23 protein-coding genes are annotated in these 24,492 nt (G+C 62.6%); 10 read left to right on the top strand and 13 right to left on the bottom strand.

Going from position 1 to position 24,492, the window contains the following annotated elements; all coding sequences use genetic code 11:
• Together HHL25_RS01385 and HHL25_RS01380 are read right to left on the bottom strand one after the other, a co-directional pair.
• On the bottom strand, positions 1–903 hold the full coding sequence (locus HHL25_RS01385; protein ID WP_169586532.1) for a branched-chain amino acid ABC transporter permease: 903 nt from the start codon (positions 901–903) through the stop codon (positions 1–3).
• Between the two features lie 279 nt (positions 904–1,182).
• Positions 1,183–3,609 (bottom strand): GcvT family protein, encoded by a 2,427-nt coding sequence (locus HHL25_RS01380; protein ID WP_169586530.1) that lies wholly within the window; start codon positions 3,607–3,609, stop codon positions 1,183–1,185.
• Between the two features lie 788 nt (positions 3,610–4,397).
• Here HHL25_RS01380 and HHL25_RS01375 point away from each other — a divergent pair.
• Positions 4,398–5,726, top strand: coding sequence for a reverse transcriptase domain-containing protein (locus tag HHL25_RS01375; protein WP_169586528.1), 1,329 nt, complete (start codon positions 4,398–4,400; stop codon positions 5,724–5,726).
• Between the two features lie 227 nt (positions 5,727–5,953).
• Here HHL25_RS01375 and HHL25_RS01370 read toward each other — a convergent pair whose 3' ends face one another.
• Positions 5,954–6,607, bottom strand: coding sequence for a TetR/AcrR family transcriptional regulator (locus HHL25_RS01370; protein WP_169586526.1), 654 nt, complete (start codon positions 6,605–6,607; stop codon positions 5,954–5,956).
• Between the two features lie 127 nt (positions 6,608–6,734).
• Here HHL25_RS01370 and HHL25_RS01365 point away from each other — a divergent pair, with 127 nt between their 5' ends.
• Positions 6,735–7,949, top strand: coding sequence for a multidrug effflux MFS transporter (locus HHL25_RS01365; RefSeq protein ID WP_169586524.1), 1,215 nt, complete (start codon positions 6,735–6,737; stop codon positions 7,947–7,949).
• A 2-nt stretch (positions 7,950–7,951) separates the two neighbouring features.
• Here HHL25_RS01365 and HHL25_RS01360 read toward each other — a convergent pair whose 3' ends face one another.
• The 4 genes from HHL25_RS01360 to HHL25_RS01345 are packed head-to-tail and all read right to left on the bottom strand — an operon-like array spanning position 7,952 to position 13,021.
• Entirely contained in the window at positions 7,952–8,509 is a 558-nt protein-coding gene (locus HHL25_RS01360) for a sarcosine oxidase subunit gamma (protein WP_169586522.1), read from the bottom strand.
• A gap of 13 nt (positions 8,510–8,522) precedes the next feature.
• Complete coding sequence (locus tag HHL25_RS01355; RefSeq protein ID WP_169586520.1) at positions 8,523–11,480, bottom strand: sarcosine oxidase subunit alpha family protein; 2,958 nt, start codon at positions 11,478–11,480, stop codon at positions 8,523–8,525.
• Entirely contained in the window at positions 11,477–11,758 is a 282-nt protein-coding gene (locus HHL25_RS01350) for a sarcosine oxidase subunit delta (protein ID WP_169586518.1), read from the bottom strand. Before HHL25_RS01350 ends, HHL25_RS01355 begins: the two co-directional genes overlap by 4 nt.
• Before the next feature lie 9 nt (positions 11,759–11,767).
• On the bottom strand, positions 11,768–13,021 hold the full coding sequence (locus HHL25_RS01345) for a sarcosine oxidase subunit beta family protein (protein ID WP_169586516.1): 1,254 nt from the start codon (positions 13,019–13,021) through the stop codon (positions 11,768–11,770).
• Between the two features lie 242 nt (positions 13,022–13,263).
• Here HHL25_RS01345 and cysQ point away from each other — a divergent pair, with 242 nt between their 5' ends.
• From cysQ to HHL25_RS01330, 3 genes are all read left to right on the top strand, one after another.
• On the top strand, positions 13,264–14,046 hold the full coding sequence (gene cysQ, locus HHL25_RS01340; protein ID WP_169586514.1) for a 3'(2'),5'-bisphosphate nucleotidase CysQ: 783 nt from the start codon (positions 13,264–13,266) through the stop codon (positions 14,044–14,046).
• A gap of 121 nt (positions 14,047–14,167) precedes the next feature.
• Positions 14,168–15,193: a DUF2793 domain-containing protein gene (locus HHL25_RS01335; RefSeq protein WP_169586512.1), complete on the top strand. Its 1,026-nt coding sequence runs from the start codon at positions 14,168–14,170 to the stop codon at positions 15,191–15,193.
• Between the two features lie 270 nt (positions 15,194–15,463).
• On the top strand, positions 15,464–16,093 hold the full coding sequence (locus HHL25_RS01330) for a sugar transferase (protein ID WP_246701728.1): 630 nt from the start codon (positions 15,464–15,466) through the stop codon (positions 16,091–16,093).
• A gap of 25 nt (positions 16,094–16,118) precedes the next feature.
• Here the strand turns inward: HHL25_RS01330 and HHL25_RS01325 are convergent, their stop codons facing one another.
• Positions 16,119–16,865 (bottom strand): helix-turn-helix transcriptional regulator, encoded by a 747-nt coding sequence (locus HHL25_RS01325; RefSeq protein WP_169586511.1) that lies wholly within the window; start codon positions 16,863–16,865, stop codon positions 16,119–16,121.
• A gap of 407 nt (positions 16,866–17,272) precedes the next feature.
• Between HHL25_RS01325 and sciP the strand changes: the two genes are divergently transcribed.
• Positions 17,273–17,548 carry a CtrA inhibitor SciP gene (gene sciP, locus HHL25_RS01320; RefSeq protein WP_006725852.1) on the top strand — a complete coding sequence of 92 codons (276 nt, stop codon included), beginning with the start codon at positions 17,273–17,275 and terminating at the stop codon, positions 17,546–17,548.
• 81 nt (positions 17,549–17,629) lie between these two features.
• Here the strand turns inward: sciP and HHL25_RS01315 are convergent, their stop codons facing one another.
• Positions 17,630–18,085 carry a paraquat-inducible protein A gene (locus tag HHL25_RS01315; protein ID WP_169586509.1) on the bottom strand — a complete coding sequence of 152 codons (456 nt, stop codon included), beginning with the start codon at positions 18,083–18,085 and terminating at the stop codon, positions 17,630–17,632.
• Between the two features lie 116 nt (positions 18,086–18,201).
• Here HHL25_RS01315 and HHL25_RS01310 point away from each other — a divergent pair, with 116 nt between their 5' ends.
• Complete coding sequence (locus HHL25_RS01310; protein ID WP_169586507.1) at positions 18,202–18,486, top strand: GNAT family N-acetyltransferase; 285 nt, start codon at positions 18,202–18,204, stop codon at positions 18,484–18,486.
• Positions 18,487–18,603: 117 nt separating this feature from the next.
• On the opposite strand, the gene HHL25_RS01305 is transcribed toward HHL25_RS01310, so the two are convergent.
• Positions 18,604–18,954, bottom strand: coding sequence for a flagellar export protein FliJ (locus HHL25_RS01305; protein WP_169586505.1), 351 nt, complete (start codon positions 18,952–18,954; stop codon positions 18,604–18,606).
• Positions 18,955–19,398: 444 nt separating this feature from the next.
• Here HHL25_RS01305 and ctrA point away from each other — a divergent pair, with 444 nt between their 5' ends.
• Entirely contained in the window at positions 19,399–20,100 is a 702-nt protein-coding gene (gene ctrA, locus HHL25_RS01300; protein WP_054148338.1) for a response regulator transcription factor CtrA, read from the top strand.
• A gap of 176 nt (positions 20,101–20,276) precedes the next feature.
• Here ctrA and HHL25_RS01295 read toward each other — a convergent pair whose 3' ends face one another.
• Complete coding sequence (locus HHL25_RS01295; protein WP_169586503.1) at positions 20,277–20,639, bottom strand: response regulator; 363 nt, start codon at positions 20,637–20,639, stop codon at positions 20,277–20,279.
• Positions 20,640–20,811: 172 nt separating this feature from the next.
• Positions 20,812–21,459 (bottom strand): histidine phosphotransferase ChpT, encoded by a 648-nt coding sequence (chpT, locus tag HHL25_RS01290; RefSeq protein ID WP_169586501.1) that lies wholly within the window; start codon positions 21,457–21,459, stop codon positions 20,812–20,814.
• Positions 21,460–21,646: 187 nt separating this feature from the next.
• On the opposite strand from chpT, the gene HHL25_RS01285 reads away from it, so the two are divergent.
• Both HHL25_RS01285 and HHL25_RS01280 read left to right on the top strand, forming a co-directional pair.
• Positions 21,647–22,237 carry a DUF1134 domain-containing protein gene (locus HHL25_RS01285; RefSeq protein ID WP_169586499.1) on the top strand — a complete coding sequence of 197 codons (591 nt, stop codon included), beginning with the start codon at positions 21,647–21,649 and terminating at the stop codon, positions 22,235–22,237.
• Positions 22,238–22,389: 152 nt separating this feature from the next.
• A complete protein-coding gene (locus HHL25_RS01280; RefSeq protein ID WP_169586497.1) occupies positions 22,390–23,586 on the top strand; it encodes a hypothetical protein in 1,197 nt (398 codons plus the stop codon).
• A 53-nt stretch (positions 23,587–23,639) separates the two neighbouring features.
• Here HHL25_RS01280 and HHL25_RS01275 read toward each other — a convergent pair whose 3' ends face one another.
• The gene (locus HHL25_RS01275) at positions 23,640–24,488 is read right to left on the bottom strand and encodes a TrmH family RNA methyltransferase (protein ID WP_169586495.1); all 849 of its coding nucleotides are present in this window, start codon (positions 24,486–24,488) and stop codon (positions 23,640–23,642) included.
• Positions 24,489–24,492: the final 4 nt, after the last annotated feature.

Here is a 24,492-nt window from a genome sequence, read left to right as displayed (position 1 = left end):
TCAGACCTTCTCGACTTCCGGCCGTCCGAGGATACCGGTCGGCTTGAAGATCAGCACGAATGCCAGGATCGCGAAGGTCGCGACGTCCTTGTAGGCAATGCTGAAGTAAGCGGACCAGAGCGACTCGATGAGACCGATCAGAAGACCGCCAAGAACGGCGCCGGGCAACGAGCCGATACCGCCGAGAACGGCAGCGGTGAACGCCTTGACGCCGGGAACGAAACCGTCACCGAAGGACGCCACGCCATAATACATCAGGTACATGGTGCCGGCGACCGCAGCGAGTGCCGCGCCCATGACGAAGGTGATGGAGATGGTCCGGTCGACGTCGACGCCGAGAAGAGCCGCCATCTTGCGGTCCTGTTCGGTGGCACGCTGTGCGCGACCGAGCGGCGTCTTGTTGACGATGTACCAGAAGGCGAACAACAGGACCGAAGTGATGGCCACGATGATCAGCTGCTTCAGCGAGATCGTGATGGCGCCGAAATGATAGACGTCGCTCACCAGGGACGGGATCGGCTTGTTGCGCGGACCCTGCGTGACCTGGATGAAGTTGGACAGCGCGATCGACATGCCGATCGCGGTGATCAGCGGGGCCAGGCGGAACGATCCGCGCAGCGGCCGGTAGGCGACCCGTTCGATGGTCCAGTTCCAAAGACCCGTCATCAGCATCGCGACCACCAGCATGACCAGCAGCAGCAGAGCCACCGGCAGACCGGCGAAGAACGATGTCAGGATCAGGAAGACGATGAGAGCGGCAAAGCCGCCGAGCATGAAAATGTCACCATGGGCGAAATTGATCATCCCGATGATGCCGTAAACCATCGTATAGCCGATTGCCACCAAGCCATAGATGGATCCAAGAGTCAGCCCGTTGATGAGCTGCTGGATGAAGTACTCCATTACCAATCCCCCGGGCGCGGCTTCATGCGCGTCCCTTTTTATGTTGTCCCTTGCGGGTTCTTAACATGCTCGGATTTGATAGCGTTTTCGGCAAAAATGTGAAGTCCAAAAACTAGGCAGCGCGCATTTTACCGTCATTTGCTCACAGTTTGGTGCTTTTCACGGCAATTCCGCCAAAAAAACGCCATCACATGCCGAACTTTTGGATTGGCTAGGGAGTTTCACTGTTCGACTTTAGTCTAAGCGGCTGCCGCGGGGGAACGGCAGCCGCCCGGAAGATCAGCCGCGCATCCTCTCGCCGTCGGCATCGAAGAGCGGACGCGATTGCAGGCGTGCGTTGAGCATATCGCCAAGCAGTTCGATAGACCAGCCGTCTTCTTTGTCGGCGATTTCCTTCGGCACGTAGCCGACGGCGACCGACTTGCCGCTGGCATGGGCATAGCCGCCGGAGGTGACCCATCCCCTCGCCTCGCCGCCGTAAAAGATCGGCTCGTCGCCGATCACGTCGGCGTCGCGGGCGTCGATAATGAAGGTGCAGAGCCGCATCGCTCCGCCCTCGGCCTTCTCGCGGGCTGCACCCTCCTTGCCGATGAAGTCGACATTCTTGGAGAGCGCGACGAAGCGCGAAAGCCCGGCCTCCAGCGGTCCGTAGAGCGGGCGGTATTCCCGCGACCAGCTGCCGAACCCCTTTTCGAGGCGCAGCGAATTGAGGGCGCGAAGCCCGAACAGCGAGATGCCGAACTCGGCCCCTGCCGCCATGATCGCCTCGAACAGGTAGCGCTGGTATTCCGGCTTCATCCAGATCTCGTAGCCGAGATCGCCGGTATAGGAGACGCGCCCGACGATCGCCGGCGCCATGCCGAGATCCATCTCGCGGATGTCCATGAACGGGAAGGCCTCGTTCGACACGTCGAGATGGGTGAGCTTTGCCAGCACGTCGCGGGCCTTCGGACCGGCGATCGACAGGCCGACCAGGCCGAGGTTGAGCGCATTGACGGTCACCGAACCGTCCTCCGGCAGCAGGCTCTCGAACCAGCGCATGTGGTAGTCCTCGGCGATGCCGGAACCGATCAGCAAGAATTCCTCGTCGTCGAGATTGGCGAGCGTGAAGTCGCCGATCAGCTTGCCGGCCTCGTTGAGCATCGGCGCGAGCGTCATGCGGCCGGCCGGCGGGATCTTGCAGGCGAGCAGGTGGTCGAGCCATTCGCGGGCGCCCTCGCCCCCGATGCTGTATTTGGCAAAACCGGACGTCTCCATCAGCCCGACGCTCTCGCGCACGGCCTTGGCTTCGCGGCCGACGGCCTCGAAATCGGTCGAGCGACGCCAGGAGAACTTGTCCTCGACGCCTTCCGGCGCGAACCACAGCGGCGTCTCGAGCCCGTAATAGGCGCCGAACACGGCACCGGCCGCCTTCAGCCTGTCGTAGATCGGCGTGGTCAGCAGCGGACGTGCGCCCGGCAGCTCCTCGTTCGGATAACGGATCGAGAAGCGGCGCGAATAGTTTTCGCGCACCCGCGCATTGGTATAGGCGAGCGTCGCATAGTCGCCGTAGCGGCAGACATCCATGGCGAACACGTCGAAGCCCGGATCGCCCTCGATGATCCACTGGGCGAGCGCCAGCCCGACGCCGCCGCCCTGGGAAAAGCCGGCCATGACCGCGCAGGCCGACCAGTAATTGGTCATGCCGCGCACCGGCCCGACCAGCGGATTGCCGTCCGGCGAGAAGGTGAAGGGCCCGTTGATGATCTTGCGGATGCCCGCCTTGTTGAAGGCCGGGAAGTGGCGGAAGCCGACTTCCAGCTCGCCGGTGATGCGCTCCAGGTCCTCGGCCAGCAGTTCATGGCCGAAATCCCACGGCGTCTGGATCGGCGACCACGGGCGGCAGTCCTTTTCATAGGTGCCCATCAGCATGCCGTTGCGTTCCTGGCGGATATAGATCTCGCCGTCGAAGTCGACGCAGTGCATGAGTTCGCGGCCGGCGGCCTTGTTGAACTCGATGACCTCCGGCATGTCCTCGGTGATGAGATACATGTGCTCCATGGCGAGCACCGGCAGTTCGAGCCCGACCATGCGGCCGACCTCGCGGGCCCAGAGACCGGCGGCGTTGACGACATGCTCGCAGAAGATCTCGCCCTTGTCGGTGATCACCCGCCAGGTGCCGTCGGCAAGCTGCTCGAGGTCCTCGACCTTGGTGTGCAGATAGATTTCCGCACCGTTCTTCTTCGCCGACTTCGCATAGGCATGCGTCGTGCCATAGGGGTCGAGATGGCCTTCATGCGGATCGAAGACCGCGCCGACGAACTGGCTCGGATCGAGCAGCGGCATCATCGCATGCGCCTCTTCCACCGAGACGAGCCGCGCCTCGCCGCCGGCATACTTGCCCTTGGCGAGCAGCGACTTGAACCAGTCGAACCGCTCCGTGGTGGCGGCCAGCATCAGGCCGGAGGTCATGTGCAGGCCGATGTCCTGGCCGGAATATTCCTCGATCTCCTTGTAGAGCTCGACCGTGTATTTCTGCAGCTTGGCGACGTTCGGGTCGCCGTTGATCGTGTGCATGCCGCCGGCGGCGTGCCAGGTCGACCCGGAGGTGAGCTCGGAACGCTCGAGCAGGACGACATCCGTCCAGCCGAACTTGGTCAGGTGATAAAGGACCGAACAGCCGACGACACCCCCACCGATGACGACGACCCGCGCATGACTTTTCATGGATAGACGCTCCCCTGAGCTTTCTGGCTGGCGAATTTCTCAGAAAGCTAGAGGGCCGAGCGAAAACCGAGAAGCCCATGCTGCGACGAAAGATGTCGCTTCGGGAAAAAGAATTGTTCTGTGGGCGGCGTGGCAGCCTCAAATTCGTGCAAGCGAGTATCCATGAAGCTCTTTAGCCGAAGCTGTTCATATCGAAGCGAACAACTTGACCTAGCGGGACGACGTTCCTATATTGTTCCAGCGAACTTTTGGCGGGTAGCGCGGCTGGCGGGATGACCGTCGAGATCGAGCGGACCTGCTACGGCGAGGCGATGGCGCAAGTCGGAGCCCCGATTGTGCGGCAAGGGCCGAAAGGTTCCGCTGCTGAGTTCAGCACCCGCTTGCCTGATGACGCTGTGATCGCCGTAACCTTTCCCACGAGGGGTACCTGTTGGACGGCTGCTCGCTTTAGTTTCACCTGGGGGTGGGAGGGCCGAGCTGCACTTCGCCTCTTGCCTAACGCCTTAAAAACGTTACGCTAACCAAGAGGAGAATGTGATGCAGAAGCCATGCAAAAACGTGCCAACCCGGCACGGGATGGCCGCCTCCGATTCGTCGGAGGAGTGGTCGGACTGACTCTAGCGGGTAGCGCGGCTGGCGGGATGACCGTCGAGATCGAGCGGACCTGCTACGGCGAGGCGATGGCGCAAGTCGGAGCCCCGATTGTGCGGCAAGGGCCGAAAGGTTCCGCTGCTGAGTTCAGCACACCGTCAGGCGGGTGAGGTGAACCAACAGGACCCCGAAGACGATTGACATCTGAGCTTCTGAAAGCGGTTAGACGCCTAGACAATCTTGAGAGCGCATGGAGCGTGGTTCAGAGTAATGGACGCGCGTCTCAGTCTGAAAATGTCAGACTAGAGTTGGAGAAGTTCGCTGAGGACGCCCCCACCAGACTCAGGTCAATTAAGGGGAAGCTCGGCAGCAATTCGTTCGAGTTCGCTGCCGCGCGCGGCATACCGATCCCAAAGACTGATTCACATGGTAAGCGGACGGGAAAATTTAGGCCAATAGTTCTCTCCTCGGTTGAAAGCCGTATAGTTCAGAGGGCAATTCTAAACGTTTTGCTCGAAGTCCCTAGTCTTAAGCCCTACGTGAAAACTCCCTACAGCTTCGGTGGCATCAAGGGAGAGCGCGGACCACAGTCGGACCGGAAAGCACGAAGCCTTTCTGTGGCCGCTGTCCCAGCGGCAATCAAAGCCATATTGGATGAAATCGCCGAAGGCGCGCGCTTTGTAGCAAGCGCAGACATTCGGTCGTTTTTTACCCGCATCTCGAAAGATGCAGTCACAGAAATAATATCATCGGCAGTAAAAGACGACGAATTCGTCAAATTATTCAGAGCCGCCATAAATGTAGAGCTTGAGAATTTAGCGCAGCTGAGAGAAAAAGCGAAAGATTTCCCCATCCAAGATATCGGAGTGGCCCAAGGAAATTCACTTTCGCCGCTACTTGGGAATATAATTCTCGCTCATTTCGACAGCGTGATGAATGAAGGCGATTGCAGATGTATACGTTACATAGACGATTTCATAATTCTCGCGCCCACAAAAAAGGCAGCTGAGGCCCGATTGCGGAAAGCAATTCAACTCCTAGCCTCGCTTGACATGGAGCTCTCACCAGAGAAGAGCTCGAAAGGCGGGATTTCTATTGAACACGGCTTCGACTTTCTAGGAATAAACATTAGTCCAGGGGCGATCCGGCCCGGCGGCCAAGCACAAGCGAAAATTGTTGCGTCTGTTCAGGCGGCATTTGGCGATAGCATCAAGGCTATGCGCAAGGCGCAGAACGGTCAGAAATTAGACCGATCGTCTTCTTTGGTAGCTACACTGAAGCGGGTGGATGGAATGATTGATGGATGGGCCAAGCACTATTGGTTCTGCAATGACAAACAAACATTCGAAATAATTGACAAGAAAATAACGGAACTTGTTCGTCGTTATTTGGGAGAGTACACAAACGTAAGAAAGAGCACGGATGAATGTAGCCACTTAACGCTTCTTGGAATATCTGAGATTAACCTCATTCCTCGGGAGCCATTCTCTTATCCAAAACTAGGAAAGGCATCAAAGGCACGTTAGCTGAGAAAGTGTACCTTGGCCGCCCAAGAACGAGTTTTGGTGGAGGAACAACTACGCCCCCTGTTCTTTTCTGATGCCGGCCCCCCTGCCCCCCACATTGTCCGTCACCTTCACCAACGACGAAGCAGCATCGGAAGGCTGTTCAAGCGACACAATTTTGCACCACTTGCCGACCTCTTCACGACCGGTATGAAGCTCAAGGGAGGCGCATATACCTGAATGCCCCCTCACCCCGCCAGAAACCGCTCCATCATCCCCGTCGCCATATCCAGCCGCACAGACAGTTCCTCCTTCAGCGCCGCGTGGTCGGCATTGAGCATCAGGGCGCGGATGTGGACGGTGCCGAGCGTCGAGCCGACGAAGACGTCGGCGATCACGCGGGCCTGGTCGATGTTGTCGGCAAAGCCGGGGAAGTCGGCTTCGAGTTCGCGCACCACATAGCCCTGGGTCTTTTCCACACATTCGCGGTAAAAGCGCTCGGCAAGCTCCGGTGATTTGGTCGCCTCGGCGATGACGAGGCGGGTCAGCGTCAGCTGGCGCGGCGAGAGGATGAAGGCGGCGAGTTCTTCGAGCAGGCGGCGCAGGCGGCTTGCCCGGTTACCAGCCTCGCCCTGCCCCCGGACCTCGCCGGCAGGGCGGGCTTCGCTGACGGTCAAAATGTCGTGGCTGTCGATCAGCGCGCCGAAAAGGGCCGCCTTGTCGGGGAAGAACTTGTAGAGCGTCTTCTTCGCCATGCCGCAGGCGCGCGCCACCTCCTCCATCGTCGCATCGCCATAGCCGAGCGCATCGAAGACGCGCTCCGCCGCCTGCAGGATCAGCGCCTTGCGCTCCTCCTCCGCGAGGCTCGGCGGGCGTCCGACGGTTAAGGGGCCGGTGCTCATGGTGACACTCCCTGGAAGAAATCAATTGACAAAAGGAAACGAATACGTTTCCTGACGAGCATTATGGAAACGATACCGTTTCTCAATTGCCGTTTCAAGCTCCTCCCATCTTTCACGGAAGCCCTTCATGGACAAGAAGACATCCCCCAAAACCCTGCCGATCGCGGTCGCCCTCGGCTCGCTCTGCGCGCTCGGCCCCTTTGCCACCGACATGCATGTCGCCGCCATGCCGCGCATGGCCGGCGACCTTGCCACCACCGACGCGACGATCCAGATGAGCATGATGACCTATTTCGTCGGCTTCACCCTCGGCCAGCTGTTTTATGGCCCGGCCTCCGACCGGCTCGGCCGCAAGCCGGTGATCTACCTGGCGCTCGCCATCTTCCTCGCCGCCTCGCTCGGCTGCATCCTCTCGGCAACCGCGAACCAGATGCTCGCCTTCCGCTTCCTGCAGGGGATCGGCGGCTCGATCGGCATGGTGATCGCCAGCGCCGCCATCCGCGACCTGTTCAGCGGTCATGCCGCGGCAAAGCTGATGTCGATGGTGGTCCTGGTGCTCGGCCTCGCCCCGGTGATCGCCCCGCTCGCCGGCAGCCTGATCCTCACCTTTGCCGAATGGCGGGCGATCTTCGTCGTCATGGCGGCGCTCTCCGTCGCCGTCGCCCTGATCGTCGCGACGCTTTTGCCGGAGACCCGCATGTCTGAGCTGCGCGCCACCGTCAAGCCGGGGGCCGCCCTTCACTGGTACGGCCGCCTGCTGGTGAGCCGCAGCTTCATTCCCTATGCCGGTGCGCTGGCGCTCGCCCAGGGCGGCTTCTTCGCCTATATCGCCGGCTCCTCCTTCGCGCTCATCAATGTCTACGGGCTCTCCCCGATCACCTATTCGCTGGTCTTCGCGCTGAACTCGGTCGGCATCGGCATCGGCACCCAGATCGCTCCGCGGCTGGCGCAGCAGCTCGGAATTCGCGGCGTGGTCAAGGTTTCCTCGCTTCTCTATGCGGCCGCCGGCCTTGCGCTCGTCGGCATGGAGCTTTCGGGCCTCGGCACGGTCTATTCCGTCTGCGCCCTGCTCTTCGTCATGGTGGTGGGAGTGGGCGGCATCATGCCCTCCTGCAACGTGCTGGCGATGGAGGCGCATGGCGCGATCTCCGGAACGGCCGCCGCCCTCATGGGCGCGCTCGGCTTCGGCGCCGGCGCGCTCGGCTCATTCGCGATCGGTGTCCTCGACGACGGAACGGCCCTGCCGATGCTGTCGATCATCGCGATCGGCGGGATCGCCACGGCCGTCGTCGCCCACCTGACCTTCGGCCCCTCGCATGTCGCGCACGAGCCCGAAATCTGAGATCAGTTGTCCGCGAAGGAGGCCGAGAGGGCGAACTCCCGGCCCATCTCGCGGATTTCCTCGAAGACATGGCCCGCATAGGAGCGCGGAACGATCAGTTCGAACGCATCCATGCCGATGCGGGCCAGGTTGACCGGCACATGGGCGCATTGCGCATTCGCGGACGCCCCGAGCGCAAAAACGTCCGGATGAAGGTCGACGGCGAGGCATTTGGCGAGGACCCGGCGGACCTCCGGCCCGTGGATCTTCAGCACCACCTTGCCGTCGCTCTGGTCGGCAAACGAGACGCGGCCGGAACCGAAGGCGACAAGATCGCGCGCCAGCATGTCGGCGCCGATGATGTCGGAGACGAGCAGCCACTCGCCCGGGCCGACGACGCGGACCTCGACCTCGGCCATCTCGAACAGCGCCTCGCCGACATCGCTTTCCGCGCCCGCATGCGCGAGCACCGAAAACACCGTCGGCCGGCGCAGGATGGACAGGTGGTGCGGGTTCGCCTCGGCCTCGAAACCGGCGATGTGGTCCTCCAGCACGTGACGGGCGACATATTGCTTGGGCATACTTGGCATCCCTTTAGAGATGGAGCTTCTTGTTGTCGGGATCGACGAAGACCGGGCTCACGACCTCGGCCAGCACCTCCGAATGATGGAGCCCGTCCCAGACGACGATCTTCTCGCCGATCCGTTCCCGGCCCGACTTCAGGAAGGCGAGCGCGATGTAGGAGCCGAGAACCGGCGAGAAGCAGACCGACGACACATGGCCCTGGTCGTTCGCCATCGACGGCTTGGCGCCTTCCTTCAGGAGATGTGCGCCGGCCCGGATTTCCTTGTCCGCCTCGACGGGCCTGAGGCCCACCATCTGGGCGCGGTCGGCCGCCGTCAGCCCGAAGCGGCTCGACATGCGCTTGCCGATGAAGTCCGGCTTCTGGCTGGAGAACATCTTGCCCAGCCCGACATCGTCCGGCGTGGTGCGTCCGTCGAGCTCGGCGTGGGTGACATGCCCCTTCTCGATGCGCATCACGTTGAGCGCTTCGAGGCCGTAGGCACAGATGCCGTGGGCCTTGCCCGCTTCCATGATCGCGTCGGCGACCGCCTCGCCATAGCCGGCCGGCACCGCGATTTCATAGGCGAGTTCGCCGGAGAACGAGATGCGGAAGAGCCGCGCCTTCAGCCCGCCGCGCAGCATGACTTCGCGGGCGGCGAGGAAGGGAAACGCCTCGTTCGAGACGTCGTCCTCGACGATCTGCTCGAGGATCAGCCGCGCCTTCGGCCCGACCAGCGACATCTGCGCCCACTGGTCGCTGACCGAGACGAACCGCACGTCGAGATCAGGCCAGAGCGCCTGGGCCGAAAATTCCATATGCGCCAGCACCTCGCCGGCAAAGGCGGTGGTGGTCGTGACGAGGTAGTGGTCGTCCGACAGCCGGCTGGTGGTGCCGTCGTCGAACACCATGCCGTCCTCGCGCAGCATCAGCCCGTAGCGCGCCTTGCCGACGGGCAGCTTGAGGAAGGCGTTCGAATAGAGCCGGTTGAGGAACTCGGCCGCATCGGCGCCAAATACCTCGATCTTGCCGAGCGTCGAGACGTCGCACAGCCCGGCATTCTGCCGGACGTTCAGCACCTCGCGGTTGACGGTGTCGCGCCAGGTCTTTTCGCCCTCGCGCGAGAAATAGGACGAGCGCATCCACGGTCCGGCCTCGACGAGGACCGCGCCGTTGCGGCGGGCCCAGCCGGCGAGCGGCGACTGGCGGGTGGGGCGCGAATGTTCCGCCCGGCTGGTGCCGGTCAGCGCGCCGAAGGAAACCGGCGTATAGAAGGGCCGGAAGGTGGTGGTGCCGATTTCGGCCGGCGACACGCCCCGCATGCCGGCCATGATGCCGATCGTGGCGACGTTGCCGAGCTTGCCCTGGTCGGTCGCCATGCCGCCGGTGGTGTAGCGCTTGGTGTGTTCGACATGGCCCATCGCCTCGCGCTGGGCAAGGCTGAGATCCTTGACATGCACATCGTTCTGGAAATCGACGAAGGCCTTGTCTTTCGCCCCCGGCACATACCAGAGCGGCGCGAAGGCGGCGTCATACTCGCCCTCGACTTCGGGCACGGAGACGTCGCCGACCAGCCGGCCGAGGGCGGCGATTGCCGCATGCGCCTTGGCGGCACCGTCCTTCAGGCATTCGGAAAGCGACGAAAGCCCGGCCGCCGATCCCGCGACGGCAAAACGGCCGCCGACATCCGGCGCAAGGAAGGCCTGGCGCTCGTCCGACCAGACCGGCTTTGCCCCGCGCTGGCAGGCAAGATGGATCACCGGGCTGTAGCCGCCCGACATCGCCAGCGCGTCGCAGGCGATCTCTTCCTGATGGCCGAAGCGGTCGACGATGACGCCGCCGATCCTGAGACGCCCCCTGGTCCCGACGATGCCGCCGCCGCGCACGACACGCACGCCTTCGGGCGCCTCGTCCGTCGCGTCGCTCCGCCCGTCGACGATCACCGGCACGCCGATCCCGGCGGCCATCAGGTCGCGGGCCGTGCGATAACCGGCGCCGCCATTGGTGAAGATCGCCACCTGCTGGCCGACCGCCACGCCGTAGCGGTTGAGATAGCTGCGCACCGCACCGGAAGTCATCACGCCCGGACGGTCGTTGCCGCCGAACACCAGCGGGCGTTCCTCCGAACCCGAAGCGAGGATCGCCTGTTGCGCGACGATGCGCCAGACCCGCTCGACCGGCAGTTCCGCCGATGGCTGGGCCACATGCTTCTGCACCTTCTCGACCGCCCCGAACACGTTGTCGTCATACCAGCCGAACACCGTCGTGCGCGCCATCAGCGTGACATTGGCAAAGCTCTTCAGCTCCTCGACCACCGACTGGGCATAGTCGCCGGCCGCCTGTCCGCCGACCGAGACATTCTCGGAAAGCAGCGACCCGCCCATGCGAAAGCCCTCGTCGGCGAGGATGACGCGAAGGCCGGCGCGCGCGGCGGCAAGGGCGGCGACCAGACCGGTCGGCCCTGCGCCGATCACCAGGAGGTCGCAATGCGCCCAGGCCTTTTCGTAGCGGTCCGGATCGGCCTCCATGACCGCCTTACCGAGCCCGGCAGCCCTGCGGATGATCGGCTCGTAGACCTTCTCCCAGAAGCTCTTCGGCCACATGAAGGTCTTGTAGTAGAAGCCCGCGCCGAGGAACGGCGACAGCAGTGAATTGACCGAGCCGATGTCGTAGGTGAGCGAAGGCCAGCGGTTCTGGCTCGCCGCCGTCAGCCCGTGATAGAGCTCCGCGACGGTTGCCCGCGTATTGGGTTCGGTGCGCGCGCCCGATCCGATCGTCACGAGCGCGTTCGGCTCAGCCGAGCCGGCCGTCACGATGCCGCGCGGGCGGTGATACTTGAAGCTGCGGCCGACCAGAAGCTGGTCGTTGGCGATCAGCGCCGAGGCGAGCGTGTCGCCTTCGAAGCCCTTCATCTCGCGACCGTCGAAGGTAAAGGTGATGGCGCGGCTGCGATTGACGATGCCGCCGCTCGAAAGACGATACCCGCTCATCGGCCGGCCTCCCGCGCCTTGATGGCGGCGTCGGTCACCGCATAGACCTGATGGCTCGAGGCGTTGTCGCGCTCGACCACCAGCCAGCGCCGGCAACCGGCGGTGTGGTGCCAGTATTCGGCGATCCGGCCCTTCGGGTTGTCGCGGACATAGACATATCGGTACCAGTCGTCGTCGGAGGCGGCGGGTGCCGGGCGAACGACCGTGGCGTCACCGCGAATGGTGAACTCTTCCGTCGGGCGGGTTCCGCAATGCGGACAGGAGATCAGGCTGGCCATGGTCTTGTCTCAATACAGATTGGGTTGCGGGCCGGCGCCGAGTTCGTCGACGGCAAAGCCCCGACGGAAGCGGTCGAGGCGGAGGAACCGCGCAACCGGATGCGACTCGTTCCGGGCAATCAGGTGAGCGAAGCAGAAGCCGGAGGCCGGCGTCGCCTTGAACCCGCCGTAGCACCAGCCGCAGTTGAGGTAGAGATTGTCGATCGGCGTCTTGTCGATGATCGGCGAGCCGTCCATCGACATGTCCATCGCGCCGCCCCAGGCACGCAGGACCCTGAGGCGCGAAAGCCCGGGGATCAGCGACACCCCTTCCTCGATCGTATGCTCGACGGCGGCGAGATTGCCGCGCTGCGCATAGGAGGAATAGTAGTCGATACTGGCACCGAACACCAAGCCGCCCTTGTCGGACTGCGAGATGTAGAAATGGCCGGCGCCATAGGTGATCACGTTGTCGATCACCGGCTTGATGCCCTCCGAGACGAAGGCCTGCAGCACATGGGTCTCGATCGGCAGGTCGAGGCCGGCCATCTTGCCGGTCACCGAGGTGTGGCCGGCGGTCGCCAGCGCCAGCTTGTTGCAGCCGATGAAGCCCTTGGTAGTCTCGACGCCGACGACCTTGCCGGTCTCGTCGCGGCGGATCCCCGTCACCTCGCAATGCTGGATGAGATCGACGCCGCGGCTGTCGGCACCACGACCATAGCCCCACGCCACCGCATCGTGCCGGGCGGTGCCGGCCCGCCGCTGCAGGAGCCCGCCGAGGATCGGGAAGCGCGCGTGGTCATAGTTGAGATACGGCATCATCTTGCGGACCTGCTCGCGATCGAGCAGTTCGGCCTCGACGCCGTGGATCTTCATCGCATTGCCGCGCCGGGCATAGGCGTCGCGTTGGCCGTCGGAATGGAACAGGTTGATGATGCCGCGCTGGCTCATCATGGCATTGTAGTTGAAATCCTGCTCCAGCCCTTCCCAGAGCTGCATCGACAACTCGTAGAAGGGCTCGTTGCCCTCGAGCATGTAGTTGGAGCGTACAATCGTCGTGTTGCGGCCGACGTTTCCGGAGCCCAGATAGCCCTTCTCGAGCACCGCGACATTGGTGATGCCGTGTTCCTTGGCGAGGTAGTAGGCGGTAGAAAGACCATGGCCGCCGCCGCCGACGATAATGACGTCATAATGCAGCTTGGGCTGCGGCTCACGCCACATGGGCGCCCAGTTCCTGTTGCCGGAGAGAGCCTGCCGGAAAATCGAGAAAGCGGAATAACGCATCAAGCATCCTCTGGAAATATCGCCGCACCTTCGCACAGGCGTCATAAAGAGCAAGCGCAATCAGGACAAAAATTGTCCTCTCTGAGACATGAGGCGCATTGTCTCGGACGCGTGCAAAATATGCCACATAGGCCGGTACGGAAGAGCCTTGAGGCCGCACGGCTCTTTACAAGCGGCCGGCAAACGGAGAGATGATGGCGGAGGATTCGCCGCCCCCGAGACGGATCCCGACGGAGCATAGAGTGCTGGACATTTTCGAGAGCGCGGCGCTGGCCGCCGGCAAGGCGATCCTGGAGGTCTACCGGGCCGGGCCGCATGTGCGCATCAAGGGCGACCAGACGCCCGTGACGGAAGCTGACGAGCGGGCGGAACGCATCATCCTTGCGGCCCTCGAAACCGCGCTGCAGGGCATTCCGGTCGTCGCGGAAGAATCCGTTGCCGCCGGCCGGATCCCGGAAGTCGCCGACCGCTTCATCCTGGTCGACCCGCTCGACGGCACCCGCGAATTCATCGGCGGCCACGACGATTTTACCGTCAACATCGCCCTCGTCGAAAACGGCGTGCCGGTGATCGGTGTCGTCTATGCACCGGCGCTTGGGGTCGCCTATAACGGCCGGCCCGGACATGCGGAAAAGTTCGAGGTCGGCGCGGACTTCGCCGTCACCAAGCGCCATCCGATCGCGACCCGTGAACCGGATGCCTGCGTCAAGGCGCTGGTCAGCCGCTCGCACAACGCCCCCGCGACCGACAGCTATCTCAAGGCGCATGCGATCACCGATCATCATGCGGTCGGCTCGTCGCTGAAGTTCTGCCTGCTTGCCGAAGGACTGGCCGACATCTACCCGCGTTGCGGCGGCCGCACGATGGAATGGGACACGGCGGCCGGCGATGCGGTTCTCAGAGCCGCCGGCGGCATCACGCTCCGCCTCGACGGCAGCCCGCTCATTTACGGCAAACGTGGGATCGACGGACAGGCGGACTTCGCCAATGGCGACTTCGTCGCCTGGGGTCGCCGACCGGACTGAGCAGACAGGGCGGGGAAGAAGAGGACGGAAAAATCTGTCTTTTCAAAGCACCCGCGTTCAAATTGTCCCCACCGATCAGGAGCATCGCAGCATATCCGCATCGAAGCGGAGATTGCGCCCCATGTCGGACACCACCATCAACCTCGCCCTGCCCTACATCCTGCCGTCGCAGGCGCAGAAGCACGTGACCCACAACGAGGCGCTCCAGGCGCTCGACGCGATCGTGCAACTGACGATCGCCGAGCGGCGCACCGCCCCGCCCGAGGCACCTGTCGAAGGCCGATGCTACTGGGTGACGCCTCCGGCATCCGGCGACTGGTCGGGAAAGGAGCAGCGCCTCGCCTTCCGCCAGGACGATGCATGGATCTTCGTCACGCCGCGCGCCGGCTGGCGAGGCTTCGAGCAGACCGACGGCCGGCTGAAGGTCTTTTCCGGGACCGACTGGCTCGATCTGCCGACCGCGGCCGATCTCGAAGTTTCCACCCTCGGCCTCTCGACAACCGCCGATGCCATGAACCGGCTTGCCGTCAGGTCTCCGGCAAGCCTCTTCACCCATGACGGCAGCGATCATCGCATGAAGCTCAACAAGGCGGCGACCGACGACACGGCATCTCTGCTCCTCCAGTCCGGCTGGCAGGGCAAGGCCGAGATCGGACTTGCCGGCGAGGACCGCCTGTCTATCAAGGTAAGTCCGGACGGCAGCACCTGGACAACAGCGCTCGTCATTTCCCCCGACGGCATCGTGCGTGCCGACCATCGCCCGCTGGCCCGTGCGTCGCTTGCCGCAGCCACCTTCGCCCCGGCGGCCGGCACGGAAACCGGCTTCGACGACCTCATTCCGGCCGCCCGCGGCTTCACACTTGGTGCGCCCTTGTCCTCCGGCCATGGCAGCGGACTGCTCGTGCCGGTGTCCGGCGTCTACCAGCTTCACCTCACCGTCGAGGCCTCGTCCTCGTCCGGGCATGCCGTTCTCCTGCGCCGCAACGGCACGGAAGACCTCCTCGCCGTCCGCGGGGGAACCGGCACGCATGCCTCGACGGCACTGGCGCAGCTCGATGCCGGAGACACTCTCACCCTCCTGCACGCCGGCAGCGCCACGCTCGTTTTCGGCCGCACCGCGACCGAATTGTCCGCCGCGATGCTCTGAACACGACCTGGCCAGTATTCGACACCGGGAGCACCGAGAGCCCTGAGTGTTGCAGGAAAGCAATCATGTAGAACATGGTTAACGAATACCTAACAATTGCTAATGACTTCGGACAAAAGCTGAATTACTGATGGTGTGCGGCGAGTAAGTAAGAGTAACCTGTATTCGTGGGTTGTTATTTTGAGTATCCCGCACTCCCATCACGATTCCGTCGCCCCGTCCTTCTCGGTAAGCGCCCTGCCGGTCCTTCTGACCGACTACGCACGCGAGATGGCGGATCGCCATCCGCACCCGCCTCTTCACCATGTCCTCAAGCGGCTGATGGACATCGTCGTTTCCGCGACCGCGCTTGTGTTCCTCATGCCTTTCCTGCTGTTCGTCGCGGTGCTCGTCCGGCTCGACAGCCCAGGCCCCGCCCTCTTCACGCAGGATCGCTGGGGTGAAGGCTGTCGGCGTATCCGCATTTTCAAGTTCCGCTCGATGCGGAGCGACCTCTGCGACAAGAGCGGCATCCGGCAAACGACGGAGCAGGACCCCCGCGTGACGCGGCTGGGCGCGATCCTCAGGCGCACGAACATCGACGAGCTTCCGCAGCTTTTCAATGTGCTCAGAGGCGACATGTCGCTGGTTGGTCCGCGCTGTCACGCGATCGGCATGCTCGCAGGCGGCCTGCCCTATGAAGTGCTGGTGCCGGAATATCACCGCCGCCACGTCATGCGGCCGGGCATCACCGGGCTCGCGCAGATGCGCGGCCTGCGAGGACCGACCGGCCGGCGCGCCAAGGCACGGGCACGCATCGCCTGCGATCTGCACTATGTGGAGAACTTCTCGATCTGGCTCGACCTGCGCATCCTTGTCGGCACGTTGCTTGCCGAAATCCGCGGGGGAAGCGGATTTTAAGGGTCCCCAGCCAGCAGACCTGCGTTTAGAGCAGGCGGAAACGACAGGCCCGTGCGACGGCCTGCATGCGGTTGACCGAATCGAGCTTGCGCATCGCGCTCTTGAGGTAGCTGACGACCGTATGGCTGGAGATCGACAGGATGATGGCGATCTCGTCGCTGCTCTTGCCAGCGGCCGACCAACGCAGACATTCGAGCTCGCGGGCGGAGAGCTTCTCGCGCGGACCGTCCTTGTGTCCGATCCGGCCGGAGCAGATGTCCAGCGCCTCCAGGCAGTCGAAATAGAGACTGGCCGTCTCCTGGCGGTCGAGCGCCCCGCGCTCCCCCGAGAAGACGATCAGATAGTGGGCAAGCTCGGCATCATGGAGCGCAAAGGCGAGATTGTTGACCAGGCCGCACTCCTGGAAGTCGGCGGCGAGCTCCATGTCGGCCGCGCGCTCCTGACCCGATGCGAAAACACAGTCCTTCGTCAGGAAGGGCAGGATCTTCTGCTTCAAGCGTGTCACGAGACGGCTGGCCGCGAAGCTCTCGCTCGCATCATAGCGGTCCCGCAACGCGCTCGGCCAATTGCAGAATACTGAATTCGCCGCGAATTCCGGCTTGTCGGCCTTGGGAAAGGTGCTGACCAGGAAATAGTCGAAGCCGTTGCGCCGTCCGATCTGAGCGAATTGCCGGCCGAGTGCGCAAAGTCCGGCATCGTCGACGGGAACCGTCGCCACGCCGCTGCCTTCGCCATCGCCCTCGCGGCAAATTGACTCGGTGACCCTGAACATCGCGCTCCTTTTCGGTCGAAACTAGACCGCATCTCATTGGTATGAATCGAACAAATCTGTCATCGACCGTAAAGAACGGAACTGGCGCCGGTCTATCGGTATTAGGTCGGATACGAATTTTTTTACGGATCGACCTGTCGGCGCCGGGAAAACATCAATGCACCGTCATTGACAGCAGCTCATACACTGTTTTCCCCCGCAAAAAATTTCTAATTCAGCATAACTCCTATGCAGATGCCGCAAGTTTACGCAACGGAAGGCTCGAATCGCGCCCGCAAATCACCCCTTATCCACGGGATTTCCGGTCGCGAGAATTATTATCAAATGCTTACAACACGCTTAGCCAAATTTTAAAGGTGCGCGGCTAGGATGCCTGCGTGTGGTCTTGAGTATGTATAGAGAGTCCAATGACCGAAATGATCCGCCCCCGAGTGAAATATGTCATCGGTCCCGATGGCAGCCCGCTGACCATCGCCGATCTACCGCCGGCCAATACGCGCCGCTGGGTGATCCGCCGGAAAGCCGAGGTTGTCGCTGCGGTACGCGGTGGCCTGTTGAGCCTGGAAGAAGCGTGCGAACGCTATACACTGACCGTCGAGGAGTTTCTCTCCTGGCAGTCCTCGATCAATGACCACGGCCTGCCGGGCCTGCGCACCACACGCATCCAGCAGTATCGCCACTAACGATCCCGGCCGCCGAAAGCGGCAAAAACCACGTCTTTTCAGAACCGTGCGCGCAAATCACCTTGCGCGCACGGTTTCGTTTCAGGCGACCCTGCGCTTGGGCAAACCGTGCAGCACGCCGGCCAGGATCGACGATCCGGCATAGAACCAGAGCCCCGGCTGGGTAAATGCCTGTGCGAGCCCGCTGGTCTTGGCGGCGAAGATGACCAGCGCCACCAGCAGCACATCCATCATCGACCATCGGGACAGAAGCGGAACCAGCCGGTCCAGCAAAACCTGCGACGAGCTCCCCTGCCCCGCCCCGATTGCCTCTGCGGCGATGCCGGTCATCTTCACGACCGGAAACACGATCGACAGCAGCGCCACCAGCACGCCGAGCGCCGGATTGCCCTCGTCCCAAAGCGAGACAACAATTTCAAGGAGAGACGGATTGTCGCTGAACACATAGAGTGTTTCAAACCGGACCAGCGGCAGCACGATGCCGAGTGCCAGTAACAACGGCGCCGTCACCAGCAGCGCGGCCTTCACCCAGATCATGCCTTTACCCCCGTCGACGGCAACCTATATGCGTGGAGCACGCCCGGCGGCATCATTGCCCGGGATTCGCGGCAATGTTAAGCCGCCAGGACGATCAGCGACGGGAGACACAGGATATGGAAATCACGCATGAGGAAGGAAAGTCCGGCGGTCGTTATGTCGGGCGCTTCCCGGATATCGGGGAACCGGCAGTCATCACCTACTCACGCACGTCGCCGACGCTGATCATCGTCGACCATACCGAGGTGCCGGACAGCATGCGCGGCAAGGGTGCCGGCGTCGCGCTGGCTGAATTCGTCGTGGAGGATGCCCGCCGGGGCGGCTGGAAGATCATTCCGCTGTGCCCGTTCTTCCGGGCTCAGGTCGACCGTCACGCCGACTGGCGCGATGTGATCAAGTGAGATTTTCGTCCGGCCGACGATAGATCGGCCGGACGCTTGTTGCCTGAACCGGCTTGAGGCGGTCGCGGGTCTAGACCGCGCCGCCTTTCAGCCTGTTCATGGATCTGCGATCCGCAGTCAGGCCCGGATGCGCATCTGGCCGTCACGCTCTTCGAGCGCAGCCGCCTTGGCATGTTCAGCCTCCGCCTCCTCGAGCGCGAGCTCGGCCGCTTCCTGCTGAACCTTCAGTTCACGGATCGACACCTGGAGATTGTCGGCCCGCTGCCGGGCCGCCTTCGCGAAGGTTGGATAGGCGAAATGGTTTGGATCGCTGATCCCGGACTTCTTTTCCTCGATGGCGATCTGGTTTTCCAGCTCCTTCGCCATCCTGTCGAACTCCGCCATCATCGATTGCAACTGTTGCAATTGCCGACGCTTTTCTGTGACCTGAAATCCTTTCAGGCGCACTAGGCTCTCACGCGACTTCATACGCAATACTCCCGTGATGCGAGACCCCCCGCCACACTTACCGACAAAAAGCCAAGCCGGTTTTTCGACGAATCATTCTCGAAAAAAAACGGCGGCGTTAACAAAAAACTACCGTTGGTAACCTTTCGTTTACGGGCATCGTTAATGATAGGGGAGATCATTTAAGGGTCAGTAAATGCCAGGGCCTGAAAAAGCCCATGACAATGATGAGTCAAATGAATCGGTTGCGGGTAGATCTTCACGTTCTGATTCAAGTGTGGCGATGCCGGAAACACATGAGAAATCAGAAGACTGGTATCTTTGTTTAATAAATTCGATACACCTTGCCAGAAGGAATCAGAATTTGTTAACCATTTGGTGGCAGCCTTCAAATCAGGCAACGACTGGATCCGTATCGCGTAGGGGGCCAAGTACGACCTTTCGGCGGCGGTAAAGGGGATAATTATGCGGGTTCTACTCATTGAAGACGATAGCGCCACGGCGCAGAGCATCGAACTGATGCTCAAATCGGAGAGTTTCAACGTCTACACGACCGATCTCGGCGAAGAAGGCGTGGATCTCGGAAAGCTCTACGACTACGACATCATTCTGCTCGACCTGAACCTGCCGGATATGTCTGGCTATGAAGTGCTGCGCACGCTGCGGCTTTCCAAGGTCAAGACGCCGATCCTCATTCTTTCGGGCATGGCAGGCATCGAAGACAAGGTTCGCGGCCTCGGCTTCGGCGCCGACGACTACATGACCAAGCCGTTCCACAAGGACGAGCTGGTTGCGCGCATCCACGCCATCGTCCGCCGTTCCAAGGGCCACGCCCAGTCGATCATCATCACCGGCGAACTGATCGTGAACCTCGACGCCAAGACCGTTGAAGTCGGCGGCCAGCGTGTTCACCTCACCGGCAAGGAATACCAGATGCTGGAGCTGCTTTCGCTCCGCAAGGGTACGACCCTCACCAAGGAAATGTTCCTGAACCACCTTTACGGCGGCATGGACGAGCCGGAACTCAAGATCATCGACGTGTTCATCTGCAAGCTGCGCAAGAAGCTCGCAAACGCCGCAGGCGGCGCGAACTACATCGAGACTGTCTGGGGCCGCGGCTACGTGCTGCGCGAGCCGGATGGCGCCGAATACATGGAAACCGCCTGATCCCTTTCAGGCGAAGACCCGCAAAGCACTCGACCTGCCCCTCACCGGGCAGGTTTTTTGTTGTCTTTACCTCGGGCGGCAGGGCTGGTTACCTCACCCGCCTCCCGGTTCGGCAAACGAAAAACGCCCCGGGCGTGCCAGGGCGTTCGGCGGTCATGTGATTCGCAAAAAGGATCTCAGGCGGCGATCGCCTTGTCCGTGAACATCTGGGTCAAAATCTTGCGGTCGAAGGGCTTCAGCAGGAAGTCGTTCGCGCCGGCACGCTTGCCAGCCATCATCGTCTTGAGGTCTGCCTCGATCACGCAGTAGTAGATCCGCACGCCCTTGCCTTCCGGCAGCGCGCGGATGTTGGCGATCAGGTCAAGGGCCCCTTCAAGACCTGCATCGACGATGACGATGTTCGGGAGATCGGTCTCGCAGCGCATCAGTGCCTCGCGGGCGGACCCGGCTTCGAGCACGAGGAAACCGAGCTCCGACAGGATCTTGCGGCCGACCTTGCGCACCACGTCGGAACTATCTGCGATCATCAAACGCTGCATCACACACTCCCATGCCACCATCGTCCCCGTAATGGGGATTACCGCGCATGCAACCGAATGTAGGCGCCTTCAACTAAGGAAACGTTACCGCGAATCACTTCTCTCGGCCCCAAAATGAAACGGCACGCCCAAAGCGTGCCGCTACTGTATTCGGTGGGACGAGACGAACCGCTCAGGCGGCTGCCATCTCGGCGGTGAAGACGATTTCCTCGTCGGTCTGCACGTACTTCAGCTCCATGCCGCATTCCTCGGCGAGCAGCACCGTGTAGTAGGGCTGGATCGAGTGAGCGTCGATCGCCTCCTCGATCTGGCCATTGCAGATCTCGGCGAATTTTGACGGCACGCGCATCATGCGGCCCTTCGTGGTGATCGTGAACTTCGCCTCGTATTCCGGGTTCTCGAGCGTGACGTCCAGCTGGCCGCCGCGCGGAATGGAACCATAGGCGACGAGAAAGAGGTTGAGGAGCAGCTTGACCCGGTTCTTGGCGATGATCGCCCGCGGGCCGTTCCAGCTGACTTCGGTCTTCTTTTCGGCAGCGGCAAAGTCCTTGGCGGCCTTCTCGGCCTCGCCGGTATCGATCGACGCGCCGACGGAACCCGAGGCGCCGAAGGCAAGGCGGGCGAATTTCAGACGGACCGAGGCGTTGAGCGCGCTGGTGCGGATGAGGTCCATGGCATCGGCGTCGGCACCGCCTTCGTCGAGCAGTTCGAGGCCGTTGTTGATGGCGCCGACCGGCGAGATGACGTCGTGGCAGACGCGGCTGCACAGCAGCGCCGCGAGGTCGGGACCGGCAAGGGTGAGGTTTACATTCTTCGGCATCGCTCTCTCCTGAAGATCAATCCCCACGAAAGGGCCGGATGCGCGGATACGGGCGCCCGGTGTGGTCGGATTCCTACGGCCATAATGACACCATATTTGGTAAACCGATTATTAAGATGATCATCGGTAAATAGCTTTACCCGCATTGGCGATGCCGTTTGCATCAATTCTGGATGGAGGAGACCCCATGCGCTTCGTGACGACCCAAGCCCTTGCCGCCTTCCGTGCATGCCTTGCGGCCGCACTTCTCCTCGCTGCAGGCGTCGGCATCTCCGCCCGGCCGGCGATCGCCGCCGGCGAATACACCGCCCAGGAAATCATCGACGCCGGCCACGGCTTCTTCGGCGAGACCAGCGGCGCGCTCGCCAAGGTCATCGAGGAGGCCTTCCAGCAGCACGGCCTGCCCAACGGCTATATCCTCGGCCAAGAGGGCTCCGGGGCCTTCGTTGCCGGCCTGACCTATGGCGAAGGCCAGCTCAACACCAAGAATGCCGGCCAGCACGACGTCTTCTGGCAGGGTCCCTCGCTCGGCATCGACTACGGCGGCAACGGCACCCGCGTGATGATGCTGGTCTACGACCTGCCCGCCGTCGAGAGCCTCTACGCCCGCTACGGCGGCGTCAGCGGTTCCGCCTATGTCGTCGCCGGCGTCGGCATGACGGTGCTGAAGAGCCGCAACGTGGTGCTCGTCCCGATCCGCACCGGCATCGGTGCCCGTCTCGGCGTCAATGTCGGCTACCTGAAGCTCACCCGCCAGCCGACCTGGAACCCCTTCTGAGCCGGGATTGCCACAGGGTCCGCGCAAGCTCGATCCAGTCTAGTCGCCTCGCAATACTTTACCGGTCCGCATAGGCCTGCGCCGCTTGTCTCCACGAGCGGCGCATGTTTAATGATCAAGCACCTCCGAATAAACACAAGTGTGGCACACCCGTGATCGAATACGCCCTGCTCTTTGGATTGGGTTTCCTGGCGGCAGCCCTGCTCGCCATGCTGATAGCACCGTCGATTCATCACCGGATCGTTCTTTACACGGAGAACCGCCTGAAGGCGACGATGCCGCTGAGCCCCCAGGAGATCCGTGCCCAGAAGGACATGGTCCGGGCCGTCTATGCCGCCGAGAACGCCCGCACCACCCAGGAACTGATCCGCGAACGGGAAAAGGCCTCGAGCCTGAAGCTCGCAAACGAGACGCTCGGCAAGGAGGCCAGTCGCCTCCTGGCGGACGCGCAGGAACTGCATGTCCAGATCAATGACATGAGCGTCGAGGCGGCCGATTTCCGCTCCAAGGTGCGCCGCGCCGAATTCGAGGCCGACAACCTGCGCGAGGCGCTGCGCCGCACCGAGGAAACCTCGGCGGCCAAGGATGTCGAGCTCGCGAACCTCGCCCGCCGCGTCGACCGCATGATGGCCGACATCGACAACCTCAAGATCGAGCGGACGACGCGAGAGACCGAGATCGAGAACCTCAAGATGCGCGTCCAGTCGCTGCGGGACGAACGCGAGGATCTGCGCCGCGAGGCCAAGCTCGTGACGAAGCGCGCCAAGGACGCCGAAATCCGGCTGTCCCAGGAAGAGCACAAGCTTCTCAGGCTTGATGACCGGCTTGGCCGGGAAATGGCGGAGAATGTCGACAAGGAAGCCATGCTCGAGCGCCGCTTGAAGGAAATCGCCCGCCTGAAGCAGAGCCTGAAGACGGCAAACGGCCAGGTGCGCACCGCCGTCCGTGCTCTTCGTGCCGCCAACGTGCCGGTGCCGGCCTTCGAGGAGATCGAGGTGGCGGACGAGGAACCGGTCGCCGAAGCCGTGACGAACAACACCCCAGGCCGCCAGAATGTCGAAGCGCTTTCCGACGAACTGCGCAATCGCCACATCGCCCTGACCGAGCGCCTGCTGAAGGCCAAGGCCTCGACCAACGACAAGGCACTGCGCGAGGAGATTGCCGACATCGCGGCGAAGATGGTCGTCCTGACGGCAGCCCGCGAGGGAGAGACATCCCCCATCCCGGACCTGCTGCGGGCCAAGTCTCAGAAGAGTGCAGGCAAGGGATTGTCGCTGGCCGAGCGTGTCCTTGCGATCGATCCGTCTCTGTCTAGGGGCGCGAACGCCCAGCCACCCGCGGGCGAATGAGCCACGGCTGGCCGGGAGCCACCCTTTTTCCCTGATTTCGAAATCTTGCGCCGTCAGCGCCCGAGGGGTCCCACAAGGCGCCCCATGGCCCGCGCCATGCTGTAGAGCGCGATCCCGCTGGCCGTCCCGACATTGAGGCTGTCGAGCCCCGGCGACTGGGCGATGCGCGCGCTGCGGAAGCGCTTGAGGATATGCGCAGGCAGCCCCTCGCCTTCCGTGCCCATGACGAGTGCCATACGCCGCGCCGGGGCGATATCGCCGATCTCGATCTTGCCGGCCGGCGACAGCGCCCAGATCTCGAAGCCGGCGTCGGCGAGTTTTCCGAGCAGGTCCTCGGCCAAACTCTCCCGCGCATAGGGCATCGTCAGCACCGAGCCGACGGACACCCTGAGCGCCTTGCGGTAGAGCGGATCGCAGCACGTCTCGTCGAGCAGCACCGCATCGGCGAAGAAGCCCGCCGCATTGCGGAACAGCGCGCCGATATTGTCGTGGTTGGAGATGCCGCAGCCGACCAGCACCAGGCAATCGTCGGACAGGTTGTCGATCAGATCGGCGGCGGCCAGACCGGCATCGCGCCGGCCGAGCGCCAGCACGCCGCGATGAAGGTGGAAGCCGGCGATCGCGTCGAGCACCGCGCCATCGGCGACATAGACGGGCACGTCCGCGGGAAAGGCGTCGATCAGGTCGGCGACACCCTCGACACGGTTCTTGAGAAGCAGGAGCTTTTCGGCGGCAATCCCCCTGCCGGCGCGATGGGCCGCGGCAAGCATGCGCAGCACCACCGTGCCTTCGGCGATGAACCGCCCGCCGCGCCCGGTGAGATCACGCTCGCGGATCTGCGAGAACTCCGCGATCCGCGGATCGTGCGGATCGGTGATCTCGACGAGGCTTCGACCGGACACGTGC

The sequence above is a fragment of the Rhizobium terricola genome, from assembly GCF_012927355.1.
GTDB lineage: Bacteria > Pseudomonadota > Alphaproteobacteria > Rhizobiales > Rhizobiaceae > Allorhizobium > Allorhizobium terricola.
Note: the sequence above shows the minus strand (reverse complement) of the source record. Positions and strands in the feature narration are given on the sequence as shown.